Source organism: Alicyclobacillus suci (assembly GCF_017329615.1).
In the GTDB taxonomy this organism is placed as follows: Bacteria; Bacillota; Bacilli; order Alicyclobacillales; family Alicyclobacillaceae; genus Alicyclobacillus; species Alicyclobacillus suci.
Window position 1 is genome coordinate 1 of the sequence record NZ_JAFMTW010000024.1, and the last position, 21,608, is coordinate 21,608.

The window sequence follows — 21,608 nt, forward strand, 5'->3', positions numbered from 1 at the left end:
GTTGGGGTAGAATTTGTGTTTCATATGTCGCGAATCTGTTGGATGCCACAAATAAGGCAGAAAGGTGCGGTATGCCGCCAGGTCGCCTCGGGGGCCCCGGCGTTTCCGCTCCGTGTCGCGGGCGTCGCACCCGAGCGCTAAGCTGACAAATCTCTGCGTAAAACTGAGAATTATTTCATAAAAGGTGATATATTAGTATTAGCATCGTCACAGGTGAGTGTGTGGAAAGCGGTTACCTATGGCGTTGCAGGGATGGGTTGATTCCTGAGCGGTACAGTGGGATCGGAAGTCATATCATTCAGTCATCTAAGGAGGAATGTAAGGTGTCCCGTACAAGTCCAGTGGCTCAAACGCAATCCATGGCTGCCAAGAGGCGTCCACGTTTTCGCTACACGATTATGTCGTTGATTGTTCTGATGACCATGATTAATTACATTGACCGTGGTGCAATTTCGTATGCTTCGGAGCCGATTATTCGTCTGTTTCACTTAGACGAGTCGTCGTGGGGCGAGGTGCTGGGGTATTTCGGTTATGGTTACATGGTTGGTTCTATCTTTGGCGGCATTTTGTCGGATAAAAAGGGACCTAAATTCGTTTGGATTGTCGCCGGGAGCCTTTGGTCACTCTTTGAGATTTTGATGGCGTTTGCAGGGAATATCGGGATTGTCGTGTTTGGCGGATCGGCCTTGGCTGGATTTGCTGTCATTCGCATTCTGTTTGGCGTATCGGAGGGGCCACTGTTCTCGACGATGAACAAAACGGTGGCCAACTGGGCGGCGCCAAAGGAAAAGGGATTCATGCAGTCGTTCGGTTTGTTTGGCGTGCCGTTTGGCTCGCTCATCACTGCGCCGATTGCCGTCGGGCTTTTGTCTGTTACCTCGTGGCAGATGACATTTGTGATTCTTGGCCTGCTTGGAGTCGCCTGGGTCATCGTTTGGTCGAAGGTTTTCCGAAACCGTCCGGAAGATCATCCCCGTGTGAGTAAGGCGGAATTGGACATAATTCGATCCGGCCAGGACGTATTATCACAGGAAGCTACATTAGTGGAATCCGAACAACAGCAGATTCCGTGGTATCATTTTTTTAAGAATCCAACACTGATTTGCAACGCAATTGGGTATTTTGCGTTTCAGTACGTCAACTTTTTGATTCTGACTTGGACACCAAAGTACTTGCAAGATACGTTTCACTACGCGTTGTCAAACTTGTGGTATATGGGGATGATCCCATGGATTGGCGCATGTATTACGGTGCTTTTGGGTGGGCGCATATCCGATGCGCTGCGTAAGCGCACGGGTAATCTGCGAATTGCCCGGTCGGGGTTGGCCGTAGGCTCGCTCGTGTTAACGGCTGTCTGCTTTTTAATCATTCCTGCAGTGCACAGCGTGGCAATCGTGTTATTGCTGATGGCAATTGGTAACGCGTTTAACTTTTTGCCGAACTCTGTGTATTGGGCAGTTGTCATTGATACGGAGCCCGCAAAGGCCGGTAGTTTTGGCGGAGTGACGCATTTTATTACGAACATTGCAACGGTGATTGCGCCTACGTTGACAGGATTTCTAGTTGCTGCCAGTGGCTATAACGCAATGTTTGTCGCTGCTGCGGTTGCTTCGGTGATCGGTATGCTTGCGATGGTTTTTGTGAAGCCCGGGAAGCGGCGGTCTGCCGTGTAGTAGCGCGGATAATGGGAGGGTGAATGGTTTGGAGCAATTTGAAATCGCAGTGATTCCTGGTGACGGGATTGGTAAGGAAGTCGTTCCGGCGGCGATTCGCGTGTTGGAGGCTGTCGCTGACATTCACGGGGGGCTTGGCTTTCGGTGGACATCGTTTCCCTGGAGTTGTGACTATTATTTGAAGCACGGTGTGATGATGCCGGAGGACGGCATTGAGACGTTACAAGGCTTTCATCAGATTTTCTTGGGTGCGGTGGGGATGCCGAAGTTGGTGCCGGATCACGTTTCCTTGTGGGGGCTTCTTATCAAAATTCGGCGAGCACTGCACCAGTCCATCAACGTGCGACCAGCGAAATTGCTGAGAGGCTTATCATCGCCACTGCGAGACCCTGGCGAGTTTGATTTCGTCGTTGTTCGCGAAAATTCGGAGGGGGAGTACTCGGAGATTGGCGGGCGGATGCATCGAGGTACAGATGAGTTGGCGATGCAGACCGCTGTATTCACCCGGAAAGCGACAGCGCGTGCGATGCACTACGCATTTGAGTTGGCTAGTCGTCGCCGGAAGCACGTCACGAGTGCGACCAAGTCCAATGGGATTTCTCACAGCATGCCGTTTTGGGATGATGTGTTTCAGGATGTAGCACAAGCGCACCAAGAGATTGCTACAAGCAAGCACCACATTGATGCCCTTGCGGCGTTTTTAGTGATGAAGCCACAGATGTTTGACGTGATTGTCGCGTCGAATTTATTTGGCGATATCTTGACTGATCTCGGTGGCGCTATTATGGGCAGCATTGGCATTGCCCCGGCTGCGAATTTAAATGTCGAGCGGTCATATCCTTCGATGTTTGAGCCTGTGCATGGGTCTGCGCCCGACATCGCGGGGCAGGGAATTGCGAATCCGCTTGGTCAAATTTGGACGGGGAAAATGATGCTCGATTTCCTAGGTTTTGAGGATCTGGGTACACTCGTTCTCGAAGCTATGGAAGCTACCCTAGCGAGCGGTGTGAAAACACCAGACTTGGGCGGTAAGGCGACGACCACTGAGGTGACCGACGAAGTGATTGCGTACTTGCGCAGGCGCGCATGATGCCCGTTCATTCGGGGGAGTAGTTACTTGGCGGTCTCTGCTGCGGTGTTTTGGTATATTCCAGGCATCGTCATTGTGACATCGCCCGCGTTGGGTTACGCTACATAGGGCTGTCTACGAGACAGGGGCTTATCGCCTTCCAACGTCTATACGGATTGGACGAAGGACCTTACTGTGGATTTCGGAACGATGCAGGGGGAAAAACATTGATTCAAATTGTTATCGCAGACGCAGATGATGGAAAACAGATTCACAAGTGGCTGCGGTTGTTGCTGCCGGGCATGCCGCTGTCTGGCATCCACAAGTTTATTCGAACCGGTCGCATCAAGGTGAACGGCAAGCGTGGAAAGCGAGACACAGTGCTTCATGCGGGAGATACTGTGAACTTGTATATGACCGATGAGGACTATGCGGCATCTCGGAAGCCGAAACGGGAGAAGTATGCTGGCGTAAAGTCAAACGTCGATGTGCGCTACGAAGACGATGAAGTCGTGATTGTGAATAAACCGGCAGGCATATTGGTTCACGCCGCAGACGGTGATTATGCTTCGACACTGCAGGCGCAAGTGGAGGCGTATGTGTATCGCAAGCGCGATACAGCGGAGGGCCAGGCGTTTACACCAGCTCCGGTACATCGCCTGGATAGGAACACAACCGGGCTCGTCATCTTTGCAAAGACGTCGCGTGCAGCGCGTGAGTTGGCCGAGGCGTTTCAATCGGGGCGTATCGAGAAGACGTATTTGGCACTTGTTGCAGGGACTGTGCGAAAGGCCGGACGAGTCACCGCGGCACTCGCTCGTGTTTCTGACGAAGTGACAGCGGTGACGGCACAGGGAAAAGAGAGTGCGACGAATTACGTGCCCATTTCCGCTGCCGGTGGCACGACGTTGATGAAAATTCACCTTGAGACTGGGCGAACACACCAAATTCGAGCACATATGGCGCACATTCGCCACCCGTTGGTGGGCGATGTGAAGTATGGTGCGCGAAGGGAACAAGGAAACAGCACATTTTATTTGCATGCAGCCCAGCTCAAGAAAGACGGGGATTTTAGTGTCACTGCACCAATGCCGAGGGCGTTTGCCGCGAAGTTACAGGCGCTTGGGTATGACCTTGCAACTCTTGACGGGAAACTCTGACGATAGTCTCCGTCAAGGCATCTGTGGTTTGCCAGCGAATGTGTATGCTGGCGCTTTACCTGTTTAATCTGTGTATTGCGCGATGACGTTCGGGACAGGGACAGGTATCCCAGTTTCGGGGTGTACCGTGACAATGACGAAGACGGCCTCGCTAATTAAATGCCCGTTCGTACCCGTAATACGCTGCTTCATGCGAAAACTTTTGCGACCAATTTGCGACACCCAGGAGGTGATTGTCAATTGGTCGTTTTGTTTGGCGGGAAATCGGTAATCGACCTCCGCCCGTGCGACGACGGTGATGACACCCGCCTCACGTAACGTGTCGTACGGTAAGCCATGCTGCTCATACCAGTCTTCGCGGCCCCATTCGTAATACTCTAGGTACTTGGCGTTGTTGACGTGGCCATTGATATCTATTTCTGTACTCCGTACGAGAATGGTGATTTGCGTCACTGCCATATTCATACCTCTTTCTCGTTCATTCAAATGCATCGTGAACCCCACACTGATGGATACATTGTACCAGTCGGGGAAGGGTAACTGTATCAAGCCCCTGAAAGTGAGGAGTGGTGACGATGCACAGACAGCGTTCTGTGTGGTTCGTGATGACCACGACAGCCATTTTGTACGGTTTCGCACTCGCCGCGCGGTCTCCAAGCGTAGCGGCCGGGTCCACGATGACACAGGCGGCGCTGCAACCGTTGTATGAGGCGTATGGAGACAAATATCATGTTCCATGGACACTGTTAGCGGCTATTGACCGCTATGCAGAACTGGAGAAGACGAAGGCGGATAAAGAACAGGCTCCGTATTACGGGTTTGCCTTTCACCCATCGACCTGGTCCGGGATTGGCAATCCTGAGGCATTCGACGTTTCGCCAGCGAGCATTGCGATGTTCTCCGGGATTGGCCGCGATTCCAATGGAGATCAACTGGCGTTGCCGTGGGATCAGGCGGATAGAATTCAGTCTCTGGCGTATTGGTTGCACGAAGAGACGCGGCTGGATGACGGGGACGAGGAGTTGGCGGTGTGGAATTTGTTTCAAGACCCGATGGCGATGGACAGGGTCTTCGCTTATTCGGAGATCTTTGAACACTTTGGTCTGTCGGCGAATGCACACTGTTTTCCCTTAGACAAGCGTTATAACTATACAGTGAAACATAGTTTTGGCGCGGCGAGAAGCTGGGGCGGCCGGCGTTCGCACGAAGGCGTAGACATTTTCGCTGATTACGGAACTCCAGTTTTGGCGTGCAGTTATGGATTTGTCGAGTTGAAAGGTTGGAATCGTTTTGGTGGTTGGCGGGTTGGAATCCGTGACGCCAATAATTTGTACTATTATTACGCGCATTTATCTTCATTTTCACAGGGCTTGGAACAGGGTGATCTGGTACGCCCGGGGCAAGTGATTGGCTATGTTGGTAGCACGGGCTATGGACCGCCGGGAACATCAGGTAAGTTTCCGCCACATTTACATTTTGGTATCTATAAGGACACGGGTACACACGAGTGGGCGTTTAATCCATCTGGCTACTTGCTGCAGTGGCAACGCCAGAAGCAAGTCATTTGGAATCACGAACAATCTTCGACGGAATCGAACAATAGTTGATCATGCCCGATAAAACAACCTACAATGATACGGAGTGTGTTATTGTAGGAGGGGCAACGACGATGAATCACATGGACGAGGAAGCAAAAACGGTACGCAGGCCAAACACGAGTGCGTGAGTGCATGCGTACCTTTTTCTGCGTCTAAATAAATCGTGACCTGTTGCCTGTAAGAGGAGCTGAGAAGAAGCTGTGGAAGGTAAACCAGCGCGACTATCGCGAACGGTGATGACAGATTTGGTACTCCCGCAAGACACGAACCATTATGGAACGATTTTTGGCGGCAGAGTGATGGCGTATGTCGACAAGATTGCGGCGATTACCGCGATGCGCCACGCGCGGAAACCGGTTGTTACGGTGTCGAGTGACAGCTTTGATTTTCTTGCGCCGGTGAAATTGGGGGAGGCCATCTCGTTAGAGGCGTTTGTCACCTACACGCATAATACGTCTATTGAGGTGTTCGTCAAAATTCAGTCGGAAAATCTGATGACTGGGGAAGTGACGACCACCGGCTCGTCGTATCTGACGTTTGTGGCGGTGGATGAAAACGGACAGAAATCCCCAGTCCCTCCGGTTATCCCGGAAACGGACGAGGAACGTATGCACTTTGACACAGCACCTGAGCGTAGAAGGCTGCGTATTGAGCGAAAACAAGAGAGAGCGCGCCGCATGTTACCGCCAGAGAATTGATGCGGCGAAATCGGACAGGGGCAGCACGAAATTATTCAGGTGTACAGGAGTTGAAGTCATGCAAGATCAGGCGCACCTTGTCGCCGGCGAGTTGAACGGAGAGAAACCGTTCGGTGCGCGCGTAGCGAAGTGGTGTACATATTTACTCATTGCGTTTCCAATTGTGGATTACACGCTGCGATTGTCCGCGCTGCATTATTTAGGTTCTGTGTGGGACAAGGTTGTCTTGTTCATTCTCGCGGTCATCGCACTGAATCGCTACATTCGGGGGCATCGGCCGCGGGCATTTGGTTTCGCAAAGTTCGCAGGGTGGTACATTTTGTACTGCTTTGCGCTCATGGTGATTGGACTTTCACACCCATCCATCGCATTTGATGGGTTTCGCATGGATGTCTACTACATTTTGTTCGGACTTTTGCTGCCGTTCTTGGTGGAACCGCGGGACGTCCCGAAATTTCTTCACGCGGCTGCCGCGGTGGCGATTTTAATTGGTGTACACGGCGTGATTCAATACGTGATGGCGCCACAGATTCCGAGTGGTTGGGTAGATGTCACTGAACATGTGCGCACGCGCGTGTTCTCGGTGCTCAAATCGCCAAATGAGTTGGGCGCCGCTATGGAAATGATGATTCCCATCATTTTTGGATTGTGTATCTGGGAGCGCAACCGCGTACGCAAATGGGTGTACGGCCTTGGCGGGCTGTTTTGTCTCTTAACCCTCTTCTTGACTGGAACGCGCGGCGCGTGGATGGGATTTGGCGCGGCGCTGTTATTCATCGCTATCGTCTATGAGCGCAAGTTGTTGATTGTATTGGTGATTCTCGGTGTGATTGGGTTCTTTCTACCGCCGATTCATCATCGTGTCATGGATTTGTTTAACCCGGTGTACATGATTAAATCGGCGCAGGGTGGCCGAATTATTCGCTGGCAAACTGCGTTTGACGTCATGTCCGGAAATCCGCTGTTTGGGGCCGGGTTGGGGCGCTATGGCGGATCAGTCGCATCGACCCACGGCTACTCCATTTACTCAGACAACTATTACGCCAAAATTCTCGGCGAGTCGGGCTTGGTGGGACTCGTCCTGTTTGTGGCGATGCATATTGCGATTTTGCGCGAAATGATTGTGACAGTCGTCCGCCGTGCGAAGGGGCGCCAACGTTATCTCGCACTCGGTGGACTTGCAGGTGTGGTCGCGATTTTGGTTCATAACTGCGTGGAAAACGTATTTGAGTACGCACCGTCCCTCATGCTTTATTTTGTGATGGTAGGTTTGTTCTTGCTCTGGGGACGCAGTTTGGAGAATCAGGAGGTACAGCATGAAGAATAACCTTCTGAGACACGTTCTGCTCGTTGTTGGGTACATTGTTTGGGCGGTACTTATCAACGCGCTCGGCGTTTGGATCATCGGTCCCCTAGTTAAGGACTTAGCGATTTACGGGGTCTTGGTCGTCGTCGTATTAGCGATTTTGTGGTTGACGAGTATCTATCCTAAATACCGTCGCCGCTTCGTTACGTTTACCTTGTTTAGCTTGTTGCTTGGACAGGGGTTGTCGTCACTGGCATTCAGCAGTTTTGCAAAGACGCTGGTCGTGACTGTAGTCGTCAGTCTTGTCCTGTTTGTGGCGGCCCTGTGGTTTGGCAAAATCCGCTTTTTTCCGCTACTATTTGGTACGCTGGCCGTCATCGTGGCGAATGCTTGGCTGCCGTTTAGCGATTGGCCGTTTTTGACGCAGTTTCGGATTGTTCAACACAGTCGGCTGCATATTGACCCGCATAATCTAGCGGCGGCGCCATTCGACGTCGTGCATACCAAACAAGGGGATGCGTTGTTGACCGTCAGTGAATATATCCCGTCGGAAGACTTGTTGCAGCAACTCGTCCAGAACGCGACCGATTCACCGGATGCGCTCCAAAATGTGCTCCAGACGGCGCAAGGTGAGTATCGTTTTGTCGAGATTAAGCAAGTCGGGGGCCACATCGAACAGGTGACAGCTACAGCGCAAGATTTGGCACAGGCCCATCCGTTAAATCTGATTAAAACGTTTTTCCCGTTCCAATTGGCGCACTGGTATGTTGCAGACGGCGAGATGAATGAGTATTTGTCTCCTTATCTCACCACCAATCAGGCTGTGCAGACCGCGTTGAATCCGGCGTCGTACGCGACGACGATGCAGGCGCTGAGCAACCAGGGCGTTCAGGAAGAACTTGAGAATTGGCAGTCGGCGCTCGCTCAATTAGGCGTTCAGGCGAAGCCGAGTGGTTGGCAGATTGCCGGCGGCAAATTGACGGGAACGTATCATGGACAAGCTCTGTCGGCCTCCGTTTCCGCGACAAGTGTGGTCGGGATGGGTCATTTTACGACGCCGTCCGCAAATCAATTGTTGCTCGTCGGCAATAACAATCTTCAAGTATTTGATCTCGATGCACAAAAAGTGGTCGCCACCTATCAAGGTACACCGACAACGCCCGTGCCCAATGACGTGGTCGTCGGTCCACTCGCACATGGTGAAGCAGACGCGATTTTTGTCAATGCGTCTCCTGCGTATATCTTGACACTGACACCTGCGGGACAGTGGCACAAAGTGTATACGGCGACCAGCCCTTCTTTCCGGTTTGAAACAGTGCTGGATATGGGGCAAGGGGCAACGCAAATTGTGACGGATGATCCGTCGAAGGTGCGCAACGCGGCGACGCGTTATTTCTCGGCGTATCGCTTCGTCCCTGGAGCAACCGAAAAACCGGGCCAATTGGAACGTGACTGGCGCGTCTTCCGAACCAACGTCGTCAACGTTACGCCTGTATCGTTCTCGGATGGTACAGAGGATTTGGCTGTTGCAATCTACGGTAGTGGAGAATACTTGATTCTGCACAAGTGGAACGTCCCATTGCTGCCAATTTCAGCTGGGCTCTTCGGCATTGTCATCATTGCTGGCTGGGTGAATCGAATTCGTTTGTACAAGGGGGCGAAACAGGCATGAGTCGACGTGTTGCGGGATTTGGAACGATGGTCGTCATGCTCGCCCTGGCTGGGCTCACAGGGTGTACCCCTGCGGTTCAAGCACCTTCGTCGAGTACGACGTCTACCGCGGTGACGGTGACGGCGAAAAATGTCTCCTGGACGCCGCTGACCAAGGCGGTGAACAAGAGCACTGCTGCCAGCATGTACAAGCTCGAGTCGGACGTCGAACTGAAAAATGGCAGCATGCATACGAGTTATACCGTGTACGGCACAGTCAATTTGCCGGACAGAGCTTCCATCAGTGTGCATGAAAACAACTTCAATATCAGTTTTTATCAACAGGGGAAGGTCGCATACGCAGATGAAACCAGTTCGTGGACGCAAACGGATCCGATTCAGGACCTTCGCTCATTTAATAGTTATGCGCAACTCGTGCAGACAGCGGCAGGAAAGCACTTGACACTCGAAAAGTTAAATCGCACTTTCGTAGTCGACGAATATTGTGATGTGTACCGGTTTACGATGCCCAATCAGTCGGTTCAACTGCCTGGATTCCTTCAGCAGGTCGCCGGAAACAACCGCTCGACGTTGGGTTCGAATGAGCCAATTCAGTACACGTTCTACGTGGGGCAGACGACGGGTTTCGTGCGCGAAGTGCAAACGGACTCCATTAACCCGGTAGATCAACTTGGCCCAGTGGTTACCGACACGTCAACGACGTTCTTCGATATTGACGAGCCGAAGGTCGCTGCCGTGAAAATTCCACAAACGCTGGTGAAACAGCTCGAGGGTAGTGCCCAGCAGTAAACCTGTGAACGGTTGCAAAGTGCTGGATTTGCGAGTACAATAAGTTATGTAACCATTCGCTGAGTTCCAATTTGGGAGCGGAGGAACCATGTTTTTGGGGTGAGTCGTGCGGCGATGTCGCACGTAGGGTTTCCTACACCCGAACCCGTCAGCTAACTCCGTAAGCGTCGTAGGTGCAATATGAGCTTTTCCAAAGCGGGACTTGGCTGAGATTGAAAAATTTCGGTCAAGGAGTTGGTTTTTGTGATTCGTAAGCCAGAGCTTCCTAACTATATGCGTGATATGGAAATCAAGCACGCATTGAAGAAACTGACATCTCGTGAATCCGCCAAGGTGACGGATGAGGTAGACGAGGTGAAGGTTCGTCCGACAGAGGAACGTTAATCGCCAGACGTCAAACCAGAACGCCACCTCTTAGCGAGGTGGCGTTTTTACATGATACTTGGCATAATGGGCAGTTATATGTTAAACTACGTCGGGTGATTACAGTGGTCCTCTGCCAGTGTGATTTGGTACGAACACTTGTGTGAAGGGAGGTCTGGCCATGAATTTACTACGTTCAGTGGTCGAAGACCAAATCCGTGCGGATATTCCGGACTTCCGTCCCGGTGATACTGTGCGCGTGCACGTGAAAGTGCGCGAGGGTCAGCGCGAACGTATTCAGGTTTTCGAAGGCGTTGTGATTCGCCGTCGCGGATCTGGTATTAGCGCAACCTACACCGTCCGTAAGATTTCTTACGGCGTCGGCGTAGAGCGTACGTTCCCGCTGCACTCGCCGAAGATCGACAAGATTGAAGTAACTCGTCATGGTAAAGTTCGCCGTGCGAAGTTGCACTATCTGCGCGGTCGTTCCGGCAAAGCGGCTCGTATCAAAGAGATCCGCCGATAACTTACGGTACAATCGACGAAAATACGGAGGGGTTATCCCCTCCGTATTTTATATGTCCGGCACAATTTAGATGTGTAGTAACTGATTCAGGAGGTGGGATATTTGACGATTCAATGGTATCCGGGCCATATGGCTAAAGCGCGGCGGATTATGGAGAGCAGGATTAAGCAGGTTGACGCCGTCATTGAACTGGTTGACGCACGTCTGCCAATCTCCAGCCGCAACCCAGTGTTACAGCAGTTGTCGACGCGCAAGCCTGGCATGATTGTGATGACGCGTGATGATTTGGCGGATCCAGAAGCGACACAAGCGTGGACGGACTATTTTGCGGAACACGATATGATTGCGGTGCCTGCCAATATCCTCTCGGGCGAGGGACTTGGCCGCGTGAAAGATGCGCTACACCGGGTGACGAGCGAGAAAGTCAATCGGGATAGGCAACGTGGTCTGAAGCGGACGATTATTCGAGCAATGGTGGTTGGCATCCCAAACGTCGGCAAATCTTCGTTTATCAACCGCACGGCGCGCAAGGCTGCGGCGAAGACTGGGAACCAGCCGGGAGTAACGCGACAAGAGCAGTGGGTCAAGATGGGAGACATAGAACTGCTCGATACGCCTGGTGTGCTATGGCCGAAAATTGATACGCCGGAACAGGGATTGCGGTTGGCTGTGAGCGGTGCAATTAAAGAACAGATTTATCATGTGGAAGAGGCGGCTGCCTACTTCGTGGCTTATGCGAGCAGACGCTATCCGGAACAATTGAAACAGCGATATAAGTTAGCTGAATTGCCGACAGTGGACTGGACGGATTTGCAAACGGTGTGGCCGCAAATTGCACCGGTTTTCGAAGCGATTGGTAGGTATCGCGGCATGCTGGCCCGTGGCGCGGAAGTTGATATTGAACGGGTGTCACGGATGCTTATCAAGGAAGTGCAAGATGGCGTTTTGGGCCGGTTGACGCTGGAGTGGCCGGATGATGATGTGACGACGGACGAGGCTTGATGGGTTTCTTATGTAGCTTTGTCTATCTCCTTCGCTGGTATACTTTTCACAAAACGATGCTGTTCATCTCCGCCCATCGCATGTAGACTGATACGTAGTCGGAGGTGGCTTCATGCGAGAGGGAAAAGTCGATGCATCACGCGCGTTGTGCTCGCGGAATCGGTTTGACCGGGCAATGGCTGGCGCAAGTCTGTATGCGGGGGTGGATGAGGTCGGGCGAGGGTGCTTAGCAGGCCCTGTCGTTGCGGCGGCGGTTATCCCGCCAACAGACGTGCATCGCTGGGAACTAGTGGATGATTCCAAACGTTTGCCGGGGCGCAAACGCGAGGAACTCGCGAAGTTGATTCGCGAGACGGCCATCGCTGTCGGGATTGGCGTTGCAGACGTCAGCGAAATTGACCAACTCAATATTTTGTGCGCCACACAATTGGCAATGGGACGAGCGGTTTTAAACTTGGCTCACGAAGTGGAGATCTTATTGGTAGATGGTATTTATGGAGCGAATAGTCCGGTGCCATCTTTGCCAGTGGTTCGCGGGGACCACCGCTCGTTGGCGATTGGCGCTGCATCTATCGTTGCGAAGGTATTTCGCGATACATATATGAAACAATTGGATGCCCTCTACCCGCAGTACGGGTTTGCAGCAAATGTCGGATATGGCACCAAACAGCATCGAGCGGCTTTAGCGGCTTACGGGCCGACTGAGCATCACCGTATGAGTTTTGCACCGGTGCGCGAAGCGCAAACGGTACAAACGAGGTTGGTGTTACATGGATAGTCCATTGACAAGGCTCCCGTCATCTGTGACGGAGCCGTTGGCTAAGCTCGGTCGGTTAGACCCTGTGACGCGTGGGGGTCGGCAGCAGGTAGAAAGTCCGGCGGACGAGTCAGGAAAAGTGCAGACACCGTCTACCCCCGCCGTCCGAGGAACCGACGACCAGGTCTTTGCGCTCGAGCGACATGTGCCACTTGCGATTCTGCAAAACCCACAATTGTTGAAGGCTGAATGGGCGTGGAAGTTGGTCGTTCTTCAACAATTGGCGTTGGCAGACGGTCTGATGGCACAGGACGATATGGGGGAACCGAGCATGTCGAATTCTCCGGCGAACGCTTTGTCGGTGCCGGACGAAGCCGCGCAGACTGAAACATCCAATGTAAGCTCGGCGGGTGCACACCCGTTGCAATCCGTTGCCGTACCTGTGCCACGTCCTATGTCAGAGGCGGCTGGTGGGTCATCTGCGTTCGCCAACACGAACACACCTTCATCACCGGCTTCTGCTGCGCCGCAACAGGCTTTTGGAATGGAACAGGCGGAAGGGGTGGTGCGTCAACTTTGGAATCTACTGACGACTGCGACGTCCGAAGCAAATCAGCGCGCGTCGTCGGTCTCGATGAATTTCAAATCAGACCCGCCAATCCTGCCGTTTGCATCGATGGATGGTGGGACGATAGCTACTGCGTCTAACAAGCAAGAAGCGCATAAGCTCGAGACGTGGGTCGTTCAGGACAGATTAGTCGCTTCGGTGTTAGACAATCCATATGAACGCGTAGGAGGTGGGGTGTTTTTCCTGCCGCCACAACCAGAAGCGACGCCGCCGTATCAGGCTGTAAAATGGAAAGCACAGAGGCAAACGAAAGTGGGCGCTGCAGGCAAACTGATTCACCGGTTGCGCATTGAACTGGACGTGCACGGGCGTGCATTGACTTGTATCGTGACGGCGCAGCGACCACAGTTGCTCGTGCATTTTATCGGTGAAGATGTACGGCTTCTGTCGCACCTCGAACGAGGTGGCGACGTGCTGGCGAAACCTCTGGCGACTTGTGGTTGGGAACTGATTGGCTGGACTGTTGGCACCGAGGACGCAGAGGAGGGAGATGCCCGTTGAAGACGAGACGAGCGGTTGCGTTGCGTTATGAGCGCCATCGTGAAGAGGCGCCGCGCGTTGTCGCAAAAGGGGCAGGGGAAGTGGCCGAAGCAATCATTCAATCGGCTTCAGCGCACGACGTTCCGGTGATGGAGAATCGGCCACTCGTGGATGCTTTGATTCATTTAGAAGTGGATAGCGTGATTCCAGCCGAGTTGTATCAGGCCGTCGCGGAGGTGCTGGCTTATGTTTATCAATTCGGGCAGAAGTCCAAGTAGCGTTGGGCGACAAGGGGAACGGATTGTCTGTGATTACCTACACAAATGTTTAGGCTGGGACGTGGTTGATCGCAATGTTCGCACGCGCTTCGGCGAACTGGATATTGTCGCACACACACCAGGCAAATATATTTTTGTCGAAGTCAAGACGCGTACGTCCGCTCGCTTTGGTTCACCGATAGACGCCGTCACACCCCTGAAGTCACTCCGCTTGATGCAACAAACGTCCGCTTATTTCGCCACACGAGCCATCGTCCCAGACGCCTTTGACATATGTCTCGACGTCGTCGGGATTACCTTGGCGCGCGATAGTGGCGCGCTGACCTCTCTCGTGCACACCAGATTGCTTCCATAGAATTTGCTGGTTTTCCGTAAATTAAGAGCGCTTCGTGCATTGTCAGACAGACATCGCACACGCTGTGCGATGTCTGTGGTGTCGTTAGTCGAGCGGTTTGAGGTTGGCTACAATTTCAGCTCGCTTTGGTTCGAGGAACGGTGCGAGTACGATTTTTTCACCGAGCGTTTCGACATCTTCATCAATCGCGAAGCCTGGTTCGTCTGTGGCCAGTTCAAAGAGAATGCCGTTGGGCTCTCTGAAGTATAGGCTGCGGAACCAGTACCGATCAACTTCACCGCTGTTGGGAATACGATAGGATTGAATTCGTTGCACCCAGTCGTGGTAGTCGGCATCATTCGTACGGAATGCCACGTGATGGACGCCACCAGCCCCCAGGCGCGCAGCAGGCAAGTCTGGCTGTACGGCGACGTGTAACTCCGCATGTGCGCCGCCTGCACCCATTTCATAGACGTAGATAGTGTCTTTCTTTGTCTCTGGATGGGGATACTGGCGAACTTGGCGCATGTACAGCACATTTGTGAGAACCATGTCCGTATAACGTAACTCTGGAATGCTAATCAAAATAGGGCCTTGTCCACGAATTTGATATTCCGCAGGAACAACGCTCTTTTCCCATACCTCATGCGGATCTCCCGCACCACCGTCATCGACTAACGCGAGACGTTGCCCCTCCGGGTCTTCGAGAAAAAGTGTGGCGCGTCCGTCAATCTCCTGAATGGGTTCGTGTACGACGCCGTGCTCTTCTAACCACGTTTTCCACCAGGTCAAGGCCTTCTCGCCGTTTACTCGCAGATAGGTGCGGGTAATACTGTGGGTTCCGCGCACTTCTCGCGGAATGTCCCAATCAAAGAACGTTAAATCGTTGCCTGGCGCCCCTTTTTTATCCCCGCTGTAAAACAAGTGGTAGGCGCTCACGTCGTCTTGGTTGACACTGCGCTTGACCAACCGCAGGCCCATTACGTTCGTATAGAATCGATAATTCTCACGAATGCGCGACGAGACCGCGGTGAGGTGGTGAATGCCTGCTAATTCCATGGTATGGCCTCCTTCGTTCCCTTGCCGTCACACTTAGAAACATCGTTTGTATGATTGGATACAATGCACAATCCAACGTCGTTGGATTCAGGATACGTTCATACGACTTCGAATCAATATATAATTGCATTTTATATTAATAACTATAAAAAGTAAATTAAATATAAAAAACCGAAGTTGGTCAGGAACAGGCAGACAAGCTACCCACTGCCTAAAGCAGTCCAATCGCATTCAATCCATAGACAATGCCACCGTCGTTGACGTCTTTGGTCGTCATGGCCGAATAAGCTTTCACTTCATCACTCGCATTTCCCATCGCAATGCCCATTCCGACATACGACAGCATCTGTACGTCGTTGAGCCCGTCGCCAAACGCCACTGCGTCCTTTGGCGAAATGTTCAAGTGGCGCAACATGGCTTCAATTCCACCTGCTTTGGAGACATCACTCGGAAATAGGTCGAGATATAGTTTATGCGCTCGGATAAAGCGAAGTTCTGGAAATGCCTGAACGTATGGTTTTTCTTCTGGTTCTTCGCAATACAAGTACACTTGATAGACATTTGTGTCCGTCCACACAGTTGGCCTATACGCAGGTTTTTCGACGATTTGTAAGTAATCAAATGCTTCGTTGACATACGGGTGTTGGTCAACCGTGGTATAGCACGCGTCGGCGGTTGCATAGACCAAAGGGTGTTCATGTTCCTCTGCCCACTCGCTGATTCGTTTCAACACATCGCGTGGGATAGGGCGACCGAACACTGGCTTTCCCTTGTACTCGGCGTATCCACCATTGCAGGTGACGAAGGAGTCGATTTGCAGCGTTTTTGCCACGGCGCGGAACTGGCTGGGTGCTCGTCCTGTGGCGATAAATACATCTATGCCGCGTTCCTTTAGACGTGCAACGGCTTCCTTCGTGTCATCGGGAATGACTTTGTCCTCGTTGACGAGTGTCCCGTCAATATCAAAAAAAACCACTTTGTAGGGCATGAGAACCTCCAGAATTCATTTGTTTATCTCTCTATAGAAGACCAAGTGATAGTGTACGGCTATGAATGTCACGCGTAAAGGGGAAGACACGTTCAAACGGAAAGAGATGGTGGGGGATCATTTCCCCACCCGGATTCTGCTCATTCGAGGATGTACGGTAAGTCGAGAAGTTTCGGAACATTAATGACGTGTGTTTCGACATACGAGCGCAGTCCTTCGGGTCCTATCTTCAATTCGTCGAGCTACACGGATAGCGTGCTCCGGGTTTCCCCATACTGAGCTCGTCAATCCATAGAGGCTGTGATTGGCGGGTTGTATCGCTCGGTCTTCATCGTCGTAAAGCAGAATGGGAACCGTTGAACCGAACTGTTCTTCGACGACGTACGTCAAAGTCGGGGAGGAGGATGGCTGCATCGTTTCCACCCAATTCAAGCGTCATGTGTTTAATGGGGCCGGCTGCCTTCATAATGTGTTTTGCCGTATTCGTACCGCCTGCAAATGTAATTTTGGCCACCTTCGATGCGATGTCAGCTCGACACCGACTTCTGCCTCACCGTGAACCATATTGAGTACCCCAGGCGGGAATTCTTTGCTGATGATTTCCATTGTTTTGGTGACCGCAAGCGGGGCAAACGGACTTGTCTTGGAGGACGCCGCATGCGCGCAATTTGCTCGTCCAATCCAATTGCAGCCCATTTTGGGAACGCCTCGTTCGCGGCTTCAATCGCGCAGATAGCTTCTTCCTGCGTATTGAGTGGGCCATATCCGACAATTTCCTCCGGATTGGCTGAATTCCCGCGGGCATCACGTCGTTTTGTCGTACTTGCTCGCCATTATCATGCCAGACAAGTTGAACTGCTATTTTTCTGTGTATGTTCTATAATGGAAATAGGTGGTTGAGATTTCCGCCTAGAGACTACGACCTGAGGGGGGTTGATGGTGCAATTGGTGCGAATCATCGTTCATGGGCGGCTCAACGCCAATTTGAAACCTCACCTTGCAGGCCAGCCCGACAGGGAGTTTATTTTTGCGACCGATGATACCCTTACGCAAGCGTTGTTAGACACTGCCGATGCATTCGTCGGGTTTCGTTTGGTTCCTGGTTTTTCCTATCAACATCTAAAATGGATTCACTGTTTAGGTGCTGGCGTTGACAACGTGGTTCAATGGCTTGATCCCTCGGCGCAAATCATTGTCACGAGGACAACGGGACCGTTTGGGCAGAAGATTGCGGAGTACTGTTTAAGTTACATATTACGTGATGTACAATGCCACGACGTTTTTGCCTCTGACCAGAGAAGGCAATGTTGGAACCCGGTGGTGCCGGGAATTTTGGCCAAGCAGCGGATTTTGGTGTTTGGCACGGGCGACATCGGAAAACGTGTCGCCGAGGTCTTGGCGTTTTTTGGTGCTACGATTATCGGCGTGTCGCGTAGCGGGGGACAGGATGCCCGTTTTTCTCAAGTGTTATCGATACAAGAAATTATGACGCCAATTGGGGCGGACATCTTGGCGGGGGTAGGGTATATTGTCAATACGTTGCCATTGACAAAGGAAACCGAGAAAATATTTGATGACGCTCTGTTTTGCAAGTGTGAAGGGGCGGTGTTCATCAATGTGGGGCGAGGAGGCAGCGTCGATATGGACGCACTCGTGCGAGCACTGAATGCTTCGCGTATCCGTCATGCTGTTTTAGACGTGTTTGATGAAGAACCCTTGCCGCAAACGTCCCCCATCTGGCGTCACGAGCAGATTCGGGTCACGCCGCATATCTCCGCTGTGACTACGGCAGAAGAGGCTGCAGCGTGTTTATTGGAGACCGCCCGTCTCATCGAATCGGGCGCGCAGCAAGTAAGTAATCGCGTCGATTTGCGCAAAGGTTACTAGTGCGGGTGAAGTGGAGATAAATCGAGATCGACAAATAGTTGCATAGCCGAATATTTGCGTGACAATGACTGTAGATATCGGAATGCGAGGAGAAGCGTATGGCGTACAATCCGCTCGAAGATTCACTCGGCATCTTAATTAGCCAAACGTATCGAAAAGTAGCTTATTATACGATGCTTCATTTTAAACCTTACGGGATTACGACCGAACAGTGGCTAGTGTTATTGACCATTTCGCGCCATGAAGGGGTTACGCAAACCCAGTTGGCCGATTTGACGAAGAAAGACAAGACGACGATTACCCGAATCGTGGATAGTCTCGAACGAAAGAAGTGGGTTCGACGTCGCCCCAGTGTAGATGATCGACGAGTCGTGCATACCATTGCGACGTCGGAGGGGAAGCGCCTAGCCGAAGTATTGGCACAAGTCGAACGAGCGGTGCTCGATGCGTTGTTCGCGACCTATTCAGAGGAAGATAAGGAGCAGTTAAGGCGTGCACTGTTTGCGGTGCAAGCACGCGTGGATACCCAGATGGCGGTACTCAATCAAGTGGATGAGGAGAATCGCAGCGAATAGAGCAATAATTGGCAACTTGAGAGAGATAGATAGATTGAGGGGAGACCGACATGACGGTGAAGAGACAGAACAAACAGGTTGCCGGCGTGCAGGCACCTATTGAGGCAGATGCACAGTCAAAGATCACACCTTCATGGGAGATACCGCCTGCCCCGACGCACCCAGGGATCCGCGGTGCCTTTCAAGTGCGACCCATACCGTATCCGTGGCGGCGTGCGACGCGTGCAGCAATCAGTATGGGCTTGACCCTCGTCGTAGGGGCACTCATCGGAAATATGTCGTTGGCCATGGTGATGAGCATGGGCGCGTTTACGGCAATCTATGCAGGTAATGAGCCATACGCGCAACGAGCCGTCAAGTGCGCGATGGTGGCAGTGGGACTTGCGTTCGCTCTGGGACTTGGCACGGCTTTGGCAGGGCGTGTTTTGGGCATTGCTGTCGCACTGTGTATTGTATCTGCGGGGGCGACGTTTTTGTGTGGCGCCTGGCGCGTTCCAGTGCCGTCCGCATACTTTTTTATTCTCGTTGGTGCCGTGGGTACGGGTATGCCAGTGGCGCCGCACACTGCGCTGCTTCGTGCTGGATTGGTGCTCTTCGGGGCTGCTATTGCGTGGGCCGTCAGTATGGCAGGGTGGCTTGTGAACCCACATGGACCGGAAGCGAGAGCGGTAGCTAGTGCATATCGGGCACTCGCGAACTTTTTATCCTCTGTGGGCACTGTGTCGCACGATAGTGCTCGGCACCAGGCGACCGTTGCCTTACAAAACGCACAGGTCGCGGTGACGAGTGGTGAACTTCAATGGCGCAGGACGGCACAGGCTTACCGCTTGTATCTCTTGACGCAAAAGGCAAACATCATATTTTTGTGTGGGGTTCAACTCGCTGCTGAGAAAAAACCAATTTGTAACGATTTGGTAGAAGTTGTTCGCAACTTGGAGACGAGTGTTTCAAAGATGGACTTTGCCGAAAAAATCCGCATTCCATCCCCAACCTACGACACGGAAGTCCGACGTCACCTCGCTCGTCATTTAGAGGAGTGCGTGTATATCGCAGGACATCTGACACAGGTTCCTGAAACTTGGGACGTGGAAGGACAAAGCACCCCGTCGCTCCTCGACGACATGCGTGTCGCGTGGAGTCGGGCATCACTAGTGCGTCCGGCCACCTTGCGTATCGGTGTGGCGATGTTGGTCTCTGTGTTTGTCGCTTGGATTTTGGGGGATACCCGTCCGTACTGGGTTCCATTGACTTGTGCCAGTGTGTTACAAGGTGCTACTGTATTGGCCTCTGTTCACCGCACGCTTCAGCGGGCTCTAGGAACCACCGTTGGCATTTTGATTGCGGGTGGAATCTTATCGTTTCGACCGACTGTCGCGCTGGCAGTGGTGGCGATTGTCGCTTTACAGTTTATTGTTGAATTGTTTGTCGGGCGAAATTACGGCATGGCGGTTGTCTTCATCACGCCGTTGCCGATATTGCTCATCGAGTTAGGGCAGTGGGGCGTGTCGCCTGTTTCCGTAATTGAGGCGCGCTTTTTCGATACGGTCGTGGGTTGTGTGATTGGACTGTGGGCGAGTCTGACACTTTGGCGCCGCGCGGCCTCGACTCGTGTTCGCCCGGCTGTTGCACGGGCCATTCGCGCAATTAGAGATGTGTTGCAAACAGAAGATGGAAGTTTAGACTCCAATGCATCGCTGACCAAACAACGGGCACGTCGCCGTTCTCTGGAATCTGCCTTGGTGCATCTCCGAATGGTGCATGACCAAGCCGTGAATGAATACCCACGACAGAACGCGCAATTGGACAAGTTGTGGCCAGTCGTTGTCAGTGTACAAAGATTAGGGTACCTCGTTCTTGCGTTGAATGTCCCGCATCAGCTTACGAAAGGATTGGTCTCATCCAGGATGGACACTGTTCTCTCTCGGCTTGCACAGATGGCGGAAACAGGAATCGGATACGAAATTCGGTTACCTGAGACTTTATTTGAACATCCGACATGGACCGAGCAGGTTCACGTTATGTACGAGGGGCTGCTCGCGGCAGCCAATCGGCACTAGAGGACACAGGGCTGGTTTTGTGCTGATGCACGTCGTTTCGGGAAGCACATGCGCAATGCGTTGTCACGTCGTATTGTCGCAGGTGGACGCGCCCTGAATCCCGAGGTATTGACTGCTCAATTCGTGAAACCACTCTTCGTCTTTGAGGTCGAGCGATAAATCAATGAGTGCCTGGACGTCGCTTTTCTTCAATATCGGTTCCTCTGGAATGGCCATCACAGCCGGACATGTATAATGTTTTCCGGTCTCCGGTACAAAAATGACATACGATTGTTTGTCTGGCATGGATTTAACGATAAAACCGAGTAATGCCCGATGTTGAAATAAAAATGACACCCAATCTCCGTACTTTAACTGTGTATCCATTTGACATCCCCCTTTGTTTCCCATCTGTTTAGGTGGGGGTACTTTCATTCAGTTAACGTTGCAGCGGTGATGACGGTCACGGACAAAACGGAAGGGTACTTGTGCATCTGGTATTCGTGATGTGGACGATAGTTGCATCATGGCCGTTCATTTGCACGTGCAAAGGGGTTAGGGCTCGGGCTGTCTGGTGCAAAACGATTGGTTAGATGAATTTTACATCGAGACGACAGAAAGGGGAATGCAAATCGTCGATATCAAATTGAGCTTCATTTTACGATGGGAATTAGGACAACATACGTGTCGGTGACATCTTCGGATGAGCCGGAATGCCTTGTTGTACGATA

Annotated in this window: 23 protein-coding genes, 1 pseudogene and 1 riboswitch; of the genes and pseudogenes, 18 read left to right on the forward strand and 6 right to left on the reverse strand. The window is 52.2% G+C overall.

Translation table 11 applies throughout. The annotated features are described in order from the left end of the window. Nucleotides 1–359 precede the first annotated feature (359 nt). The 3 genes from J3482_RS12310 to J3482_RS12320 all read left to right on the forward strand — a co-directional run bounded on the left by J3482_RS12310 (nt 360) and on the right by J3482_RS12320 (nt 3,902). Nucleotides 360–1,673: an MFS transporter gene (locus J3482_RS12310; protein ID WP_146821879.1), complete on the forward strand. Its 1,314-nt coding sequence runs from the start codon at nt 360–362 to the stop codon at nt 1,671–1,673. A 28-nt stretch (nt 1,674–1,701) separates the two neighbouring features. Beyond that, nucleotides 1,702–2,763, forward strand: coding sequence for a tartrate dehydrogenase (locus J3482_RS12315; RefSeq protein ID WP_146821713.1), 1,062 nt, complete (start codon nt 1,702–1,704; stop codon nt 2,761–2,763). A 206-nt stretch (nt 2,764–2,969) separates the two neighbouring features. Then, a complete protein-coding gene (locus J3482_RS12320; RefSeq protein ID WP_146821714.1) occupies nt 2,970–3,902 on the forward strand; it encodes an RluA family pseudouridine synthase in 933 nt (310 codons plus the stop codon). Nucleotides 3,903–3,965: 63 nt separating this feature from the next. On the opposite strand, the gene J3482_RS12325 is transcribed toward J3482_RS12320, so the two are convergent. Next, nucleotides 3,966–4,361, reverse strand: a complete 396-nt coding sequence (locus J3482_RS12325) for an acyl-CoA thioesterase (protein WP_146821715.1) — start codon at nt 4,359–4,361, stop codon at nt 3,966–3,968. 116 nt (nt 4,362–4,477) lie between these two features. On the opposite strand from J3482_RS12325, the gene J3482_RS12330 reads away from it, so the two are divergent. The 12 genes from J3482_RS12330 (at nt 4,478) to J3482_RS12385 (ending at nt 14,353) form a co-directional block, all read left to right on the forward strand. Further along, nucleotides 4,478–5,509, forward strand: coding sequence for a M23 family metallopeptidase (locus J3482_RS12330; RefSeq protein WP_146821716.1), 1,032 nt, complete (start codon nt 4,478–4,480; stop codon nt 5,507–5,509). A gap of 191 nt (nt 5,510–5,700) precedes the next feature. Continuing rightward, nucleotides 5,701–6,198 (forward strand): acyl-CoA thioesterase, encoded by a 498-nt coding sequence (locus J3482_RS12335; RefSeq protein WP_223204003.1) that lies wholly within the window; start codon nt 5,701–5,703, stop codon nt 6,196–6,198. A gap of 58 nt (nt 6,199–6,256) precedes the next feature. After that, nucleotides 6,257–7,525, forward strand: a complete 1,269-nt coding sequence (locus tag J3482_RS12340) for an O-antigen ligase family protein (RefSeq protein ID WP_146821717.1) — start codon at nt 6,257–6,259, stop codon at nt 7,523–7,525. Continuing rightward, on the forward strand, nt 7,515–9,176 hold the full coding sequence (locus J3482_RS12345; RefSeq protein ID WP_146821718.1) for a hypothetical protein: 1,662 nt from the start codon (nt 7,515–7,517) through the stop codon (nt 9,174–9,176). Before J3482_RS12340 ends, J3482_RS12345 begins: the two co-directional genes overlap by 11 nt. Next, nucleotides 9,173–9,964 (forward strand): hypothetical protein, encoded by a 792-nt coding sequence (locus tag J3482_RS12350; protein WP_146821719.1) that lies wholly within the window; start codon nt 9,173–9,175, stop codon nt 9,962–9,964. The genes J3482_RS12345 and J3482_RS12350 overlap by 4 nt, the downstream gene beginning before the upstream one ends. 47 nt (nt 9,965–10,011) lie before the next feature. Next, nucleotides 10,012–10,146: riboswitch (cyclic di-AMP (ydaO/yuaA leader) on the forward strand. 61 nt (nt 10,147–10,207) lie between these two features. Then, on the forward strand, nt 10,208–10,348 hold the full coding sequence (locus tag J3482_RS12355; RefSeq protein WP_021296512.1) for a hypothetical protein: 141 nt from the start codon (nt 10,208–10,210) through the stop codon (nt 10,346–10,348). Nucleotides 10,349–10,508: 160 nt separating this feature from the next. Then, the gene (rplS, locus tag J3482_RS12360; RefSeq protein ID WP_021296511.1) at nt 10,509–10,853 is read left to right on the forward strand and encodes a 50S ribosomal protein L19; all 345 of its coding nucleotides are present in this window, start codon (nt 10,509–10,511) and stop codon (nt 10,851–10,853) included. A gap of 93 nt (nt 10,854–10,946) precedes the next feature. After that, the gene (gene ylqF, locus J3482_RS12365) at nt 10,947–11,855 is read left to right on the forward strand and encodes a ribosome biogenesis GTPase YlqF (RefSeq protein WP_223204004.1); all 909 of its coding nucleotides are present in this window, start codon (nt 10,947–10,949) and stop codon (nt 11,853–11,855) included. Nucleotides 11,856–11,967: 112 nt separating this feature from the next. Continuing rightward, nucleotides 11,968–12,633 (forward strand): ribonuclease HII, encoded by a 666-nt coding sequence (rnhB, locus tag J3482_RS12370; RefSeq protein WP_146821721.1) that lies wholly within the window; start codon nt 11,968–11,970, stop codon nt 12,631–12,633. Continuing rightward, entirely contained in the window at nt 12,626–13,741 is a 1,116-nt protein-coding gene (locus J3482_RS12375) for a hypothetical protein (RefSeq protein WP_146821722.1), read from the forward strand. Before rnhB ends, J3482_RS12375 begins: the two co-directional genes overlap by 8 nt. Further along, nucleotides 13,738–13,998: an EscU/YscU/HrcU family type III secretion system export apparatus switch protein gene (locus J3482_RS12380; RefSeq protein WP_206915630.1), complete on the forward strand. Its 261-nt coding sequence runs from the start codon at nt 13,738–13,740 to the stop codon at nt 13,996–13,998. Before J3482_RS12375 ends, J3482_RS12380 begins: the two co-directional genes overlap by 4 nt. Beyond that, nucleotides 13,967–14,353 (forward strand): YraN family protein, encoded by a 387-nt coding sequence (locus tag J3482_RS12385; protein ID WP_146821724.1) that lies wholly within the window; start codon nt 13,967–13,969, stop codon nt 14,351–14,353. Before J3482_RS12380 ends, J3482_RS12385 begins: the two co-directional genes overlap by 32 nt. 84 nt (nt 14,354–14,437) lie before the next feature. Here J3482_RS12385 and J3482_RS12390 read toward each other — a convergent pair whose 3' ends face one another. The 4 genes and pseudogenes from J3482_RS12390 to J3482_RS21835 form a co-directional block, all read right to left on the reverse strand. Beyond that, nucleotides 14,438–15,391 (reverse strand): ring-cleaving dioxygenase, encoded by a 954-nt coding sequence (locus J3482_RS12390; protein WP_206915632.1) that lies wholly within the window; start codon nt 15,389–15,391, stop codon nt 14,438–14,440. A 211-nt stretch (nt 15,392–15,602) separates the two neighbouring features. Next, the gene (locus J3482_RS12395) at nt 15,603–16,379 is read right to left on the reverse strand and encodes a Cof-type HAD-IIB family hydrolase (protein WP_146821726.1); all 777 of its coding nucleotides are present in this window, start codon (nt 16,377–16,379) and stop codon (nt 15,603–15,605) included. A gap of 180 nt (nt 16,380–16,559) precedes the next feature. Beyond that, on the reverse strand, nt 16,560–16,793 hold the full coding sequence (locus J3482_RS21560) for an aldehyde dehydrogenase family protein (RefSeq protein ID WP_369123461.1): 234 nt from the start codon (nt 16,791–16,793) through the stop codon (nt 16,560–16,562). Continuing rightward, nucleotides 16,708–17,075, reverse strand: a pseudogene (locus J3482_RS21835) (aldehyde dehydrogenase family protein). Before J3482_RS21835 ends, J3482_RS21560 begins: the two are co-directional and overlap by 86 nt. Before the next feature lie 243 nt (nt 17,076–17,318). Between J3482_RS21835 and J3482_RS12405 the strand changes: the two are divergent. The 3 genes from J3482_RS12405 (at nt 17,319) to J3482_RS12415 (ending at nt 20,898) form a co-directional block, all read left to right on the forward strand. After that, nucleotides 17,319–18,266, forward strand: coding sequence for a D-2-hydroxyacid dehydrogenase (locus J3482_RS12405; protein WP_188332120.1), 948 nt, complete (start codon nt 17,319–17,321; stop codon nt 18,264–18,266). 98 nt (nt 18,267–18,364) lie between these two features. Continuing rightward, a complete protein-coding gene (locus J3482_RS12410) occupies nt 18,365–18,841 on the forward strand; it encodes a MarR family winged helix-turn-helix transcriptional regulator (protein WP_146821728.1) in 477 nt (158 codons plus the stop codon). Between the two features lie 50 nt (nt 18,842–18,891). Further along, nucleotides 18,892–20,898: an FUSC family protein gene (locus tag J3482_RS12415; protein ID WP_146821729.1), complete on the forward strand. Its 2,007-nt coding sequence runs from the start codon at nt 18,892–18,894 to the stop codon at nt 20,896–20,898. A gap of 63 nt (nt 20,899–20,961) precedes the next feature. Here J3482_RS12415 and J3482_RS12420 read toward each other — a convergent pair whose 3' ends face one another. Beyond that, the gene (locus tag J3482_RS12420; RefSeq protein ID WP_188332121.1) at nt 20,962–21,264 is read right to left on the reverse strand and encodes an IDEAL domain-containing protein; all 303 of its coding nucleotides are present in this window, start codon (nt 21,262–21,264) and stop codon (nt 20,962–20,964) included. Nucleotides 21,265–21,608: the final 344 nt, after the last annotated feature.

Coding starts and splice junctions, on each gene's coding strand:
- J3482_RS12310 (WP_146821879.1), top strand. CDS start 360: ATGGCTGCCAAGAGGCGTCCACGTTTTCGCTACACGATTATGTCGTTG.
- J3482_RS12325 (WP_146821715.1), bottom strand. CDS start 4,361: ATGGCAGTGACGCAAATCACCATTCTCGTACGGAGTACAGAAATAGAT.
- J3482_RS12330 (WP_146821716.1), top strand. CDS start 4,478: ATGCACAGACAGCGTTCTGTGTGGTTCGTGATGACCACGACAGCCATT.
- J3482_RS12340 (WP_146821717.1), top strand. CDS start 6,257: ATGCAAGATCAGGCGCACCTTGTCGCCGGCGAGTTGAACGGAGAGAAA.
- J3482_RS12345 (WP_146821718.1), top strand. CDS start 7,515: ATGAAGAATAACCTTCTGAGACACGTTCTGCTCGTTGTTGGGTACATT.
- J3482_RS12350 (WP_146821719.1), top strand. CDS start 9,173: ATGAGTCGACGTGTTGCGGGATTTGGAACGATGGTCGTCATGCTCGCC.
- rplS (WP_021296511.1), top strand. CDS start 10,509: ATGAATTTACTACGTTCAGTGGTCGAAGACCAAATCCGTGCGGATATT.
- rnhB (WP_146821721.1), top strand. CDS start 11,968: ATGCGAGAGGGAAAAGTCGATGCATCACGCGCGTTGTGCTCGCGGAAT.
- J3482_RS12375 (WP_146821722.1), top strand. CDS start 12,626: ATGGATAGTCCATTGACAAGGCTCCCGTCATCTGTGACGGAGCCGTTG.
- J3482_RS12385 (WP_146821724.1), top strand. CDS start 13,967: ATGTTTATCAATTCGGGCAGAAGTCCAAGTAGCGTTGGGCGACAAGGG.
- J3482_RS12390 (WP_206915632.1), bottom strand. CDS start 15,391: ATGGAATTAGCAGGCATTCACCACCTCACCGCGGTCTCGTCGCGCATT.
- J3482_RS12395 (WP_146821726.1), bottom strand. CDS start 16,379: ATGCCCTACAAAGTGGTTTTTTTTGATATTGACGGGACACTCGTCAAC.
- J3482_RS21560 (WP_369123461.1), bottom strand. CDS start 16,793: ATGCAGCCATCCTCCTCCCCGACTTTGACGTACGTCGTCGAAGAACAG.
- J3482_RS12410 (WP_146821728.1), top strand. CDS start 18,365: ATGGCGTACAATCCGCTCGAAGATTCACTCGGCATCTTAATTAGCCAA.
- J3482_RS12415 (WP_146821729.1), top strand. CDS start 18,892: ATGACGGTGAAGAGACAGAACAAACAGGTTGCCGGCGTGCAGGCACCT.
- J3482_RS12420 (WP_188332121.1), bottom strand. CDS start 21,264: ATGGATACACAGTTAAAGTACGGAGATTGGGTGTCATTTTTATTTCAA.